Annotated in this window: 10 protein-coding genes; 5 read left to right on the plus strand and 5 right to left on the minus strand. The window is 73.4% G+C overall.

Features of this window, described 5'->3' with window-relative positions; all coding sequences use genetic code 11:
- Positions 1-2 precede the first annotated feature (2 nt).
- Together B6R96_RS22785 and B6R96_RS22790 are read right to left on the minus strand one after the other, a co-directional pair.
- The gene (locus tag B6R96_RS22785) at positions 3-2,051 is read right to left on the minus strand and encodes an acetyl-CoA carboxylase biotin carboxylase subunit (protein WP_081523478.1); all 2,049 of its coding nucleotides are present in this window, start codon (positions 2,049-2,051) and stop codon (positions 3-5) included.
- A gap of 16 nt (positions 2,052-2,067) precedes the next feature.
- Positions 2,068-3,684, minus strand: a complete 1,617-nt coding sequence (locus B6R96_RS22790) for a carboxyl transferase domain-containing protein (RefSeq protein WP_030388537.1) — start codon at positions 3,682-3,684, stop codon at positions 2,068-2,070.
- 99 nt (positions 3,685-3,783) lie between these two features.
- Between B6R96_RS22790 and B6R96_RS22795 the strand changes: the two genes are divergently transcribed.
- Both B6R96_RS22795 and B6R96_RS22800 read left to right on the plus strand, forming a co-directional pair.
- Positions 3,784-4,362, plus strand: coding sequence for an SACE_7040 family transcriptional regulator (locus B6R96_RS22795; protein WP_052871562.1), 579 nt, complete (start codon positions 3,784-3,786; stop codon positions 4,360-4,362).
- A 56-nt stretch (positions 4,363-4,418) separates the two neighbouring features.
- Positions 4,419-5,222 carry a phosphatase gene (locus B6R96_RS22800; RefSeq protein WP_081523480.1) on the plus strand — a complete coding sequence of 268 codons (804 nt, stop codon included), beginning with the start codon at positions 4,419-4,421 and terminating at the stop codon, positions 5,220-5,222.
- A gap of 272 nt (positions 5,223-5,494) precedes the next feature.
- Here the strand turns inward: B6R96_RS22800 and tesB are convergent, their stop codons facing one another.
- From tesB to B6R96_RS22815, 3 genes are all read right to left on the minus strand, one after another.
- Positions 5,495-6,373, minus strand: coding sequence for an acyl-CoA thioesterase II (gene tesB / locus B6R96_RS22805; RefSeq protein ID WP_030384787.1), 879 nt, complete (start codon positions 6,371-6,373; stop codon positions 5,495-5,497).
- A 27-nt stretch (positions 6,374-6,400) separates the two neighbouring features.
- Positions 6,401-7,558, minus strand: a complete 1,158-nt coding sequence (locus B6R96_RS22810; RefSeq protein ID WP_081525207.1) for an acyl-CoA dehydrogenase family protein — start codon at positions 7,556-7,558, stop codon at positions 6,401-6,403.
- A gap of 212 nt (positions 7,559-7,770) precedes the next feature.
- Positions 7,771-9,174 carry a PucR family transcriptional regulator gene (locus B6R96_RS22815; protein ID WP_081523482.1) on the minus strand — a complete coding sequence of 468 codons (1,404 nt, stop codon included), beginning with the start codon at positions 9,172-9,174 and terminating at the stop codon, positions 7,771-7,773.
- Positions 9,175-9,290: 116 nt separating this feature from the next.
- On the opposite strand from B6R96_RS22815, the gene speB reads away from it, so the two are divergent.
- From speB to B6R96_RS22830, 3 genes are all read left to right on the plus strand, one after another.
- A complete protein-coding gene (gene speB / locus B6R96_RS22820) occupies positions 9,291-10,256 on the plus strand; it encodes an agmatinase (protein ID WP_030384784.1) in 966 nt (321 codons plus the stop codon).
- A 5-nt stretch (positions 10,257-10,261) separates the two neighbouring features.
- Positions 10,262-11,929 (plus strand): thiamine pyrophosphate-binding protein, encoded by a 1,668-nt coding sequence (locus B6R96_RS22825; protein ID WP_081523484.1) that lies wholly within the window; start codon positions 10,262-10,264, stop codon positions 11,927-11,929.
- Between the two features lie 64 nt (positions 11,930-11,993).
- Positions 11,994-12,437, plus strand: coding sequence for a hypothetical protein (locus B6R96_RS22830; RefSeq protein ID WP_237291492.1), 444 nt, complete (start codon positions 11,994-11,996; stop codon positions 12,435-12,437).
- The last annotated feature ends 5 nt before the right edge of the window (positions 12,438-12,442 follow it).

Raw genomic sequence — 12,442 nt, forward strand, 5'->3', positions numbered from 1 at the left:
GTTCACGCGGCCCCCTCCTCGTCCTCGTCGGGGGTGACGACGGCCAGGATCTGGTCCATCGCGACCGTGGTGCCGGGGGTCACGTCCAGCTCGGTGACGGTGCCGGCGTGCGGGGCGGAGATGACGTGCTCCATCTTCATGGCCTCGACGACCAGGAGGCTCTGCCCGGCCTCGACCCGGTCGCCGACGGCGACCTTGACCACGGTGACGGTGCCGGGCATCGGGGCGGCGAGGCTGTTCGCGCCGCCGCGTCCGGCCCCGGTGAGGTGGGCCACGACGGGGTCGTACGCCTGCACGTGCCAGGAGTCGCCGTCGCGCCCGAGCCAGGTCCCCTCCGGGGAGGCGGCGTGGCTGAAGCGGTGCGTGACGCCGTCGAGTTCGACGGTGACCGTGTCGGGGGTGCGGGTGAGGATCCGGGCCCGGGCCGGTGCGCCGGGGCCCTGCCCCGGACCCCGCGCCTCAATCGCCGGCGAGGCTGAAAGTGCGAGCTCGGTGTCGGAGCCGGAACGCCGGCTACGGACCTCCACGGGGTCCTGGCCCGGAAGGCGGACGTGGTGCACCGTCCAGGCGGGCGTACCGCCCAGGCGCCAGCCGCTCCCCGCGTCGAAGGGGTCGACCCACCCCTCCTGCCTCGGCTTCGTGAAGGGCTGCGCCAGCAGGGCTGCCGTCGCGTACACCTCGTCCGGGACCCCCTCCGGCAGGAGGGACGGCAGGTCGCGCTCCACCAGCCCGGTGTCGAGGTCGCCCGAGACCACGTCCGGGTGGTCCAGGAGCCTGCGCAGGAAGCCCGCATTGGTCTGCACACCCAGGATCACGGTGTCGGCCAGCGCCGCCCGCAGCATCCGCAGCGCGGTCGCGCGGTCCGGGCCGTGGACGATGACCTTGGACAGCATCGGGTCGTAGGTCGAGCCCACCGGAACGCCCGCCGTCAGGCCGGAGTCCGTCCGCACCGCACCGCCCGAGGGCTCGGACAGGGCCAGCACGGTGCCGCCGGACGGCAGGAACCCGCGCGCCGGGTCCTCCGCGCAGACGCGGGCCTCGATGGCGTGCCCGGTCAGCGTCACCTCGGACTGGTCGAAGCCCAGCGGTTCGCCCGCCGCCACCCGGAGCTGGAGCTCCACCAGGTCCAGCCCGGTGATCAGCTCCGTGACCGGGTGCTCGACCTGGAGGCGGGTGTTCATCTCCATGAAGTAGTAGGAGGAGGGGTCGCCGCCCGGGACGATGAACTCCACCGTGCCCGCGCCGACGTACCCGCAGGAGCGGGCCGCGTCGACCGCCGCCGCGCCCATCGCCGCCCGGGTCTTCTCGTCGAGCAGGACCGACGGCGCCTCCTCGATCACCTTCTGGTGCCGGCGCTGCAGCGAGCACTCGCGCTCGCCGAGGTGCACCACATGGCCGTGGGCGTCCGCCAGCACCTGGATCTCGATGTGCCGCGGCCGGTCCACCCACCGCTCGACCAGCAGGGTGTCGTCCCCGAAGGAGGACCGCGCCTCGCGGCGGGCCGCCGCGATCTCCTCGGCCAGCACCGCCTCGTCGCGCACCAGGCGCATGCCCTTGCCGCCGCCGCCCGCCGAGGGCTTGAGCAGCACCGGCATGCCGATCTCCGCGGCCGCGGCCGCCAGTTCGGCGTCGGTCAGGCCGCTGCCGGAGGAGCCCGGTACGACGGGCACGCCCGCCGCCTTCACGGTCTCCTTGGCGCGGATCTTGTCGCCCATCAGGGAGATCGCCGAAGCGGGCGGCCCGATGAAGGCCAGGCCGGCGTCGGCGCAGGCCTGCGCGAAGGCCGCGTTCTCGGCGAGGAAGCCGTAGCCGGGGTGGACGGCCTCGGCGCCGGTGCGGCGCGCGGCATCCAGCAGCCGCTCCACCGAGAGGTAGCTCTCGGCGGCCGCTGCCGGACCGATCCGGACGGCCGTGTCGGCCTCCCGGACATGGCGGGCGTCCGCGTCGGCGTCGCTGAAGACGGCCACGGAGCGGATGCCGAGCTGCCGCAGGGTACGGATGACCCGGACCGCGATCTCGCCCCGGTTCGCCACCAGAACAGTGCTGAACATCAGTGAGGTCCTCACGTCACATACGGAAGATGCCGAAGCCCGAGTCGCCCAGCGGGGCGTTCGCGCACGCGGTCAGGGCCAGTCCCAGCACCTGCCGGGTTTCCATCGGGTCGATGACCCCGTCGTCCCACAGCCGCGCGGTGGCGTAGTAGGCGTTGCCCTGCTCCTCGTACTGCGCGCGGACCGGGGCCTTGAAGGCCTCCTCGTCCTCGGCGGGCCACTCCTGGCCCGCGCCCTCGATCTGGTCGCGCTTGACCGTGGCGAGCACCGAGGCCGCCTGCTCCCCGCCCATCACGGAGATCTTGGCGTTGGGCCACATCCACAGGAAGCGGGGCGAGTACGCCCGGCCGCACATCGAGTAGTTGCCGGCGCCGTACGAGCCGCCGACCACCACCGTCAGCTTCGGCACCCGGGTGCAGGCCACCGCCGTCACCATCTTGGCGCCGTGCTTGGCGATGCCGCCGGCCTCGTAGTCCTTGCCGACCATGAAGCCGGAGATGTTCTGGAGGAAGAGCAGCGGGATGCCGCGCTGGTCGCACAGCTCGATGAAGTGCGCGCCCTTCTGCGCGGACTCGGCGAACAGGATGCCGTTGTTGGCGATGATGCCGACCGGGTGGCCGTGGATCCGGGCGAAGCCGGTGACCAGCGTCTGGCCGAACTCGGACTTGAACTCCTGGAAGCGGGAGCCGTCCACGATCCGCGCGATGATCTCGCGGGCGTCGTACGGGGTGCGCGAGTCGACGGGGACCGCGCCGTAGAGCCCGTACGGGTCCACCTTGGGCTCCTCCGGAGCCTCGACCGACCAGGGCAGGGCCCCGCGCTCGGGCAGGGTCGCCACGATGTTCCGTACGATCCGCAGCGCGTGCGCGTCGTCCTCCGCGAGGTGGTCGGTCACGCCGGAGATCCGGGAGTGGACCTCGCCGCCGCCGAGCTCCTCGGCCGTGACCACCTCACCGGTCGCGGCCTTCACCAGCGGCGGGCCGCCGAGGAAGATCGTGCCCTGGTTGCGGACGATGACGGCCTCGTCGCTCATGGCCGGTACGTAGGCCCCGCCCGCCGTGCAGGAGCCGAGGACGGCGGCGATCTGCGGGATGCCGGCCCCCGACATGCGGGCCTGGTTGTAGAAGATGCGGCCGAAGTGCTCCCGGTCGGGGAAGACCTCGTCCTGCATGGGGAGGAAGGCGCCGCCCGAGTCGACCAGGTAGAGGCAGGGGAGACGGTTCTCCAGAGCCACCTCCTGGGCGCGCAGGTGCTTCTTGACGGTCATCGGGTAGTACGTGCCGCCCTTGACGGTGGCGTCGTTCGCGACGATCACGCACTCGCGGCCGCTGACCCGGCCGATGCCCGCGATGACCCCGGCGGCGGGGGCCGCGCCCCCGTACATCCCCTCGGCGGCCAGCGGGGCCAGCTCCAGGAAGGGCGACCCTGGGTCGAGGAGGGTGTCCACGCGGTCGCGCGGGAGGAGCTTCCCGCGGGCGGTGTGGCGGGCGCGGGCCTTCTCGCCGCCACCGAGCCGGGCCGCGTCGAGCCGGGCGCGCAGGCCCTCGGTCAGCTCGCGGTGGGCGGCCTCGTTGGTCCGCCAGGCCTCGGACGCCGGGTCCGCGGCGCTCGTCAGCACTGGTGCCTGCTGCATCGGTCGAGCTCCCTTGCTCGGTGCACGCTGTTAATAAGCGTTAACGCATGTACGGCTTAGGTTAACGAGCGCTAACGGCCCTGTCTAGAATGGTTTCCCATGAGCACCAGAGCGGCCGCCCCCACCCGTCGCGAGCAGATCCTCAGTGAGGCCGCTCGTCTCTTCGCAGCACGCGGATTCCACGGAGTCGGCGTCGACGAGATAGGGGCCGCGGTGGGCATCAGCGGCCCCGGCCTGTACCGGCACTTCGCGGGCAAGGACGCCATGCTGGCCGAGCTGCTCGTCGGCATCAGCGAGCGGCTGCTGACCGGCGGCCGGCACCGGGTGGCCGAGGCCGCGGGCGCCCCGGAGCGGGTCCTGTCCTCCCTCATCGACGGGCACATCGACTTCGCGCTCGACGACCAGGCGCTGATCACCCTGCACGACCGGGAGCTCGACCGGCTGCGGGAGGCCGACCGCAAGCTCGTACGGCAGCTGCAGCGCCAGTACGTGGAGCTGTGGGTGGAGGTCGTACGGGAGCTGCACCCGCAGGTCGGCGAGGCCGAGGTACGGGTCGCCGTGCACGCGGTGTTCGGCCTGCTCAACTCGACCCCGCACCTGGCGGCGCTGGGGCGCGAGGCCACGGAAGCGCTGCTGCGGCGCCTCGCGCACGGCGCGTTCGGGGCGCTGTCGGCATGAGCCGGGGTGTCCGCCGACCGGAATGGACGCGCCGGCTCCGGCCCGGCGGCGGCAGAATGGCCCGTATGCCGAAGCCGATAGAGACGCCGAGCCGTGCCGAACTCATCGACCACCTGGTCCGCACGCGGATCGCGGGACAGGTGGCGACCCCGCGCGAGAACAACCTCAGCCACTACCGCAAGCTCGCCAACGGCGACCGGCACTACTGGCTCGGGCTGGAGCTGGGGGACCGCTGGGCGGACGAGCAGGACGTGCTCGCGGTGATGGCGGAGCGGTGCGGGGTGGTGGACGACCCCGAGTTCCGCTACGGCCAGGACACCATCGACCCGGAGCTGACCGTGGCCGGCCTGGACCGGCTGGCGGCCCGGCTGCGCAAGGCGGCGCTGGACCGGCAGAGCGTGCTGTTCGCCACCGGCCACCCGGGCGGCCTGCTGGACGTCCACCGGGCGACGGCGGCGGCCCTGCGCGCGGCGGGCTGCGAGATCGTCGAGATCCCCCGCGGGCTGGTGGCGGACGAGGGCTCGGTGTGGCAGTTCGCCGACGTCGCGGTCCTGGAGCGGGGCGCGACGCTGTGGCACACCCACTCACCGGAGCCGATGGCCGCGATCCTGGACGGCCTGACGGCCGAGAACCGCCCGCAGCCGGACCTGATCGTCGCCGACCACGGCTGGGCGGGCTGCGCGGCCCAGCGCGGCCTGGACGCCGTCGGCTACGCCGACTGCAACGACCCGGCGCTCTTCCTCGGCGAGGCCGAGGGCACCCTCCAGGTCGCGATCCCGCTGGACGACCACGTCCGCGACCCCCGCTTCTACGACCCGATGGTGGCGTACCTCCTGGACGCGGCGGGCCTGACGGCCTAGGCCGTCTCTTCCGGATCTTGTCGGGCCCGGTCCGCCCGGCACGGCACCTCGCCGCGTTGTCGGGGCGCCCGAGTACGTCCAGTACACGGGCGCCCCTCCGCCTTGCGATGTACCGCGCCGGACGACCCGGGCTGATCCGACAAGATCCGAAAGAGACGTCCTAGGGCGCGGTGCACGGCGAGAAGCCCCGGCCGGTGTCCCCGGCCGGGGCTTCTTCTGTCATCACTGCCTGCCGCGATCCGGACGCGGATTCGGACGCGGAGCCGGACGCGTCATGCGCGCGGGACGCGGACGACACCCTCCTGGATGACCGTCACGGCCAGCCGGCCGTCCTGCGTCCAGATGCGGGCCTGGCCGAGGCCGCGGCCCGCGGCCGCCGAGGGCGACTCCTGGTCGTACAGCAGCCATTCGTCCGCACGGAACGGCCGGTGGAACCACATCGCGTGGTCCAGCGAGGCGCCGACCACGTCGCCCACCGCCCAGCCGCCCCGGCCGTGCGCGAGCAGCACCGAGTCCAGCAGGGTCATGTCGGAGACGTAGGTGGCCAGGCAGGTGTGCAGCAGCGGATCGTCGCCGTCCAGCTTGCCGGCCGTACGGAACCACACCTGCGAGCGCGGCTCCACGGGCTCGCCGACGCTGCCCCAGGGCGGGGTCGTGGCGTAGCGCAGGTCCACCGCCTCGCGGGTCTCGATCAGCCGCTCCACCGTGCCGGGATCGCGGAAGATCTCCCGGTACGCGGGCAGCGACTCGGCCGCGGTGGGCAGGGTCTCCGGGTCGGGGGCCGACGGCATCGCGACCTGGTGGTCGAGGCCGTCCTCGTACTTCTGGAACGACGCGGAGAGGTGGAAGATCGGCTGTCCGTGCTGGACGGCGACGACCCGGCGCGTGGTGAAGGAGCGGCCGTCGCGGATCCGGTCCACCGAGTACACGATGGGCGCGCCGGTGTCCCCGGTGCGCAAGAAGTACGAGTGCAGCGAGTGGGCGGTGCGGTCCGCGGGGACGGTCCGCCCGGCCGCGACCAGCGCCTGGGCCGCGACCTGACCGCCGAAGACGCGCGGCACCAGGGAAGGCCTGCTGGTGCCGCGGAAGATGTTCTCCTCGATCTGCTCGAGGTCGAGCAGATCGAGGAGGGACGTCAGTGCCTCGTTCATGGGTGAAGGCTAAGCGCCCGAACTTTCCTAGAGGCCCATGGACTTGGCGATGATGGACTTCATGACCTCGCTGGTGCCGCCGTAGATGCGGTTCACGCGGTTGTCGGCGTACAGGCGTGCGATCGGGTACTCGTTCATGTACCCGTAACCGCCGTGCAGCTGGAGGCACTTGTCGATCACGCGGTGCGCGACCTCGGTGCAGAACAGCTTGGCGGAGGCGGCCTCGGCGGCGGTCAGCTCGCCGGCGTCCAGGGCCTCCAGGGCGCGGTCGGCGACGGCCTCGGCGGCGTCCACCTCGGCCTGGCAGGCGGCCAGCTCGAACTTGGTGTTCTGGAAGTGGGCGACCGGCTTGCCGAAGACGGTGCGCTCGGTCACGTACTGCTGGGCGAACCGGATGGCGGCCTTGGCCTGCGCGTAGGCGCCGAAGGCGATGCCCCAGCGCTCGGAGGGCAGGTTGGCGCCGAGGTAGTAGAAGCCCTTGTTCTCCTCGCCGAGCAGGTCCTCGACCGGGACCTTCACGTCGACGAACGCCAGCTCGGCGGTGTCGGAGGTGCGCAGGCCCAGCTTGTCCAGCTTGCGGCCGATGGAGTAGCCCTCGGACTTGGTGTCCACGGCGAAGAGGGAGATGCCGAAGCGGCGGTCCTCGGCGCTCGGGGCGGAGGTGCGGGCGCAGACGATCACGCGGTCGGCGTGCACGCCACCGGTGATGAAGGTCTTGGAGCCGTTGAGGACGTAGTGCGTGCCGTCCTCGGAGAGCTTGGCGGTGGTCTTCATGCCCGCGACGTCGGAGCCGGTGCCCGGCTCGGTCATCGCGAGGGCCCACATCTCCTCGCCGGAGACGAACTTCGGCAGGTAGCGCTTCTTCTGCTCGTCGTCGGCCAGCATCTTGATGTAGGGCAGGGCGAGCAGCACGTGCACGCCGGAGCCGCCGAAGTTGACGCCCGCGCGGGAGGTCTCTTCGTAGAGGACGGCCTCGAACTTGTGGGTGTCCAGGCCCGCGCCGCCGAACTCCTCGGGCACGTTGATGCCGAACACGCCCAGCTCGCCGAGCTTGTAGTAGAAGTCGCGCGGCGCCTGGCCGGCCGCGAACCACTCGTCGTAGACCGGGACGACCTCGGCCTCGATGAAGGCGCGGATGGTCTCGCGGAATGCCTCGTGGTCCTCGCTGAAAACGGTACGGCGCACGGCCGGCTCCCTTCGGTCGCGGCGGTCCGCCGCCATGCCTAAGCGCTTGCTCAGCTTAAGTTACCGGCCAGTCAAACTGGCTGTCCAGAGCGGAAGCACCATGGAAAGCGTGGGGTGGCTCACCCCGGCCCCCCGGCGGCGGCCGCGACGGAGGCCACGACGGTGGCCGCGGCGGAGGGGGCGGCGGAGGGGGCGCGTCCTGCGACCCGCCCTCATTCGGCGGCGACCCGCAGTGCGAACCACAGCTCCATCCGCACGTCGGGGTCGTCCAGGTTCCGGTCCAGCAGTTCGCCGGCGCGGGCGACGCGCTGGCGGACGGTGTTGCGGTGGACGCCGAGGGCGGCGGCCGTCCGGTCCCAGTTGCCGTGGTGGGCCAGCCAGCCGCGCAGGGTGTCGCGCAGGGCGGGGGAGAGCGGTCCGAGCAGGGCCTCGGCGTGGGCGCGGGCCTCGGCCTCGCCGACCAGGCCCGCGAGGCCCGGCTCCGTGTGCCGGGCCAGCGGGGTGCGGGCCGCCTCCGCGCGCCCCAGGGCCCGCTCGGCCTGCGCGCCGGCCGTGGCCAGGGCCGCGGGCGCGGCCGGAGCGCTCACCCCCAGCCGCCAGCCGGGCTGCGGGGCGGGGTCCCGGTCGGTGAGCAGCCGTACGGAGTCCTCGCGCGGGTCGAGCAGTACGGTGCCCAGCGCGGCCGCGAGGGCCTGCGGATCCCCGGTCCCGCGAGCGTGCACGGCGTACCAGGGCCCGGCCGTCAGCGCCGCGGCCGGATCCCCGTCGAGCAGCAGCCGGGTCAGCGCCGCGGCCTCCGCCCCGGCGGGCCGCTCGGCGGTGAGCAGGGTCAGCAGGACCGCGGCCACCGATGCCACGGTGTGGTCGCCGGGCGCGCGGGCCGGGGTCGCCGTGCCCAGCGCCGCCCGCCCGGCCAGGGCGTAGGCGGCCAAGTGGTGCCCGCCCGCGCGGTCGGTGGCCGTGACGGGCCCGCCCTCGCGGCCGACCCGGGCCAGCAGCGCGGACAGTGCCTCCCGGGCCGCAGCCGGCAGCTCCGGGCCCGCCGCCCGGCTGGCCGGCCACAGGGCGACCGACCCGCCCAGGCTCGCGGCGAGCCGGGCCAGGACCGCCGGGACCGGGTCGGGGCGGGCCGCGGCCGCCGCCAGGGCCTGCTGGGCCTCGGTGACCCGGCGCAGCTCCCGGGTACGGGCCTCCGCCGTCAGCCGCCCCACCGCGCGGGCGACCGCCGAGAACGGGGTCCGCGGCGGGACCTCCAGCAGCGGCAGCCCGTGCCGGGCGCACGCCTCGGCCAGCGCGGCCGGAACCTCCTCGTGCATCGGGGCCACGCCGAAGCCGAGGCCGGCCGCCCCCGCCCGGGCCAGCCGGGCCACGTAGGCGTCGGGGTCGTCGGCGGGGCCCGCCCCGGCGGTCAGCAGCAGCTCGCCGCCGAGCAGGTACGGGGAGGGGTCGGGCATCTCGGAGGCGTGCACCCCGTGCACCCCGGCGGCGGCCGGCCCGGCGAGGTGGCGCAGGCCGAGCTCGCGGTCGGCGAGCAGGGAGGAGAGGAGCACCGGCGGGGTGAGCGGCTCCCCGGCGGGGCCGTTGCCGTACTCCGGGTCGCGGGGAGCGGCGGTCATGGATACTCCGTACACATCGGCTCTGCCAGATGGATGAAACGTACACTGCCCACCCCCGGGCGGCCCGCTTACGCTCGAAGGACCGCACACGTCAGGCCAGAGAAAGAGGCACAGCCATGAGCACGCAGCCGCGCGGACCCGTCGACTCCTCCCGCATCCCGCGCTACGCGGGCCCGGCGACCTTCGCCCGGCTGCCCCGCCTCGACGAGGTCGGCGGCAAGGCCGACGTCGCCGTCGTCGGCGTGCCCTTCGACTCCGGCGTGTCCTACCGCCCCGGCGCCCGCTTCGGCGGCAACGCCATCCGCGAGGCCTCGCGCCTGCTGCGCCCGTACAACCCCGCCCAAGACGCCTCCCCCTTCGCGCTCGCGCAGGTCGCCGACGCCGGTGACATCGCGGCGAACCCCTTCAACATCAACGAGGCCGTCGAGACGATCGAGGCCGCGGCCGACGAGCTGATCGGCGCCGGCTCCCGCCTGATGACCCTGGGCGGCGACCACACCATCGCCCTCCCGCTGCTGCGCTCGGTCGCGAAGAAGCACGGCCCGGTCGCGCTGCTCCACTTCGACGCCCACCTGGACACCTGGGACACCTACTTCGGCGCCGAGTACACCCACGGCACCCCGTTCCGCCGCGCGGTGGAGGAGGGCATCCTCGACACCGAGGCGCTCTCCCACGTCGGTACCCGCGGCCCGCTCTACGGCAAGCAGGACCTGGACGACGACGCCAAGATGGGATTCGGCATCGTCACCTCGGCCGACGTCTACCGCCGCGGCGCCGACGAGGTCGCCGACCAGCTGCGCCAGCGCATCGGCGACCGCCCGCTGTACATCTCCATCGACATCGACGTGCTCGACCCGGCGCACGCGCCCGGCACCGGCACCCCGGAGGCGGGCGGCATGACCTCCCGCGAGCTGCTGGAGATCATCCGCGGTCTGTCCTCCTGCAACCTCGTTTCCGCCGACGTCGTCGAGGTCGCCCCGGCGTACGATCACGCCGAGATCACCTCGGTCGCGGCCTCGCACACCGCGTACGAGCTGACCACGATCATGTCGCGACAGATCGCGCAGGCGAAGGGCAAGTAAGCGAAGTGACGCACGACCACGACCTGGTACTCCGTCCCACCGAAGCCCAGAAGGCGGCCGCGCTCGCGCCGCCGCCGGGCCGGACGGGCGGGGACCTGGTCGTGGAAACGCTCCGCGGCCTCGGCGCGACCACCGTCTTCGGTCTGCCGGGGCAGCACGCGCTCGCCCTCTTCGACGCGGTCGGCCGCAGCGACCTGCGCCTCGTGGGACTGCGCACGGAGAACAACGCGGGCTTCGCGGCCGACGCGTACGGCCGGATCACCGGCGAGGCGGCGCCGCTGCTGCTCTCCACCGGCCCGGGCGCGCTGATGGCGCTGCCCGCCCTGGCGGAGGCGGCGGCCGCATCGGCGCCGGTCGTCGCGATCTCCTCGCAGGTCCCGGTGGCGGGCCTGGGCGGCGGGCGGCGCGGGCACCTGCACGAGCTGCGGGACCAGTCGGCCTCCTTCCGGGACGTGGTGAAGTCCGTCCACACGGTCCGCACCCCCTCCCAGATCCCCTCCGTGATCGCCGAGGCCTGGGAGTCGGCGCTGAGCGCCCCGCACGGCCCGGTGTTCGTCGAGATCCCGGAGGACGTGCTGCGGGCCGAGACGATCGTCCCGCAGGTCACGGGCGTGGACGCGACCCCGCACGAGCTCGCGCCGCGGCCCGAGCTCACGGCGCTCGCCGCCCACTGGCTGGAGAACGCCACCCGACCGGTGATCATCGCGGGCGGCGGCGTCGTCCGCTCGGACGCGGCGGGCAAGCTCAAGCAGCTGGCCGAGCGGCTGAACGCGCCCGTCGTCACCACCTTCGGCGGCAAGGGCGCCTTCCCCTGGACCCACCCGCTCTCCCTCCAGTCCTGGCTGGAGGACCGCCACATGACGGACTTCCTGGAGGACGCGGACGTCCTGCTGGTCGTCGGTTCGGGACTCGGTGAGCTCTCGTCGAACTACCACACGTTCTTCCCGACGGGCCGGGTCGTCCAGATCGAGGCGGACCTCGGCAAGCTGGAGTCCAACCACGCGGGCCTCGGCATCCACGCGGACGCCCGCCTGGCGCTGCAGGCCCTGCTGGAGACGGTGTCCGAGCGCGCGGACCCCTCCGCTCCGGAGCGCGTCCGGCTGGTCCTCGCCGACATCGCGGCCCGCCTCGCCACCCAGGGCCTGGCGCAGGAGCAGCAGCTCCTCACCTCGATCCGGGCGGCCCTGCCCGCCCGCTCCCCGTCGTTCTGGGACATGACGATCCTGTCCTACTGGGCCTGGTCCGCCTTCGACCCGAAGCACCCCAACACCATGCACTCGGCCCAGGGCGCGGGCGGTCTCGGCTACGCCTTCCCGGCGGCCCTCGGCGCGTGCCTCGCGGAACCGGACACCCCGGTCCTGGCGGTCTCCGGCGACGGCGGAGCCATGTACTCCGTCGCGGAGCTGGCCACGGCCCGCCAGCACGACCTCGACGTCACCTGGCTGATCGTGGACGACGGCGGCTACGGCATCCTGCGCGACTACGGCTGCACGACCGGTACGGAGCTGCCCGGCCCCGACTTCGCGGCCCTGGCGGAGTCCTTCGGCGTCCCGGCCGCCACCACCGCACCCGAGTCCCTGACCGCCGACCTCAAGAAGGCGCTGGCGACCCCGGGCCCCTCGGTGCTGGTCCTTCCGGCCACCCTGAGGATGTTCGCCCCGACGCACGTCTAGAGGGCTCCGCGGGGCTGGCTAGGGTGGGCGCGATCAGTCCGGGCAGGGAGCGCGAGGGGGAGCAGTGTCGTTCGAGACCGAATGGGGCAGTCACAAGCAGACGGCCGGGCCGACGGAACCGTCGCCGCAGATGCGGTTGAACCAGCTCCCCGCCGACCAGGGCGGCCCCTCGGCGCCCGGCACCGGCTACGGGGTGCTGGCCACGGCCCCGCCCGAGAAGAAGAAGGCGGCCAACACCATCGAGAACGTCCTGCAGCCCGGCACCACGAAGGCTGCGGACGCGGCCGACGAGCCCACCAGGACCGCCGTCAAGGCCTTCAGCGGCTGGGAGACGGCGTCGGGCCTGTCGAAGGCGCACACGCACTGGGACGACCAGGTGAAACGCCTGATGGGACGCCTGAACTCGGAGAAGACGGCCCTGCGCGGCGCGTCGAACCTGTTCACCGGGAACGACCAGCTGACAGGCAGCAGCTTCCAGCCCGTGCAGTCCAAGGTCGCGGGACTGTAGGGGGA

The sequence above is a fragment of the Streptomyces sp. Sge12 genome, assembly GCF_002080455.1.
Classification (GTDB): Bacteria; Actinomycetota; Actinomycetes; order Streptomycetales; family Streptomycetaceae; genus Streptomyces.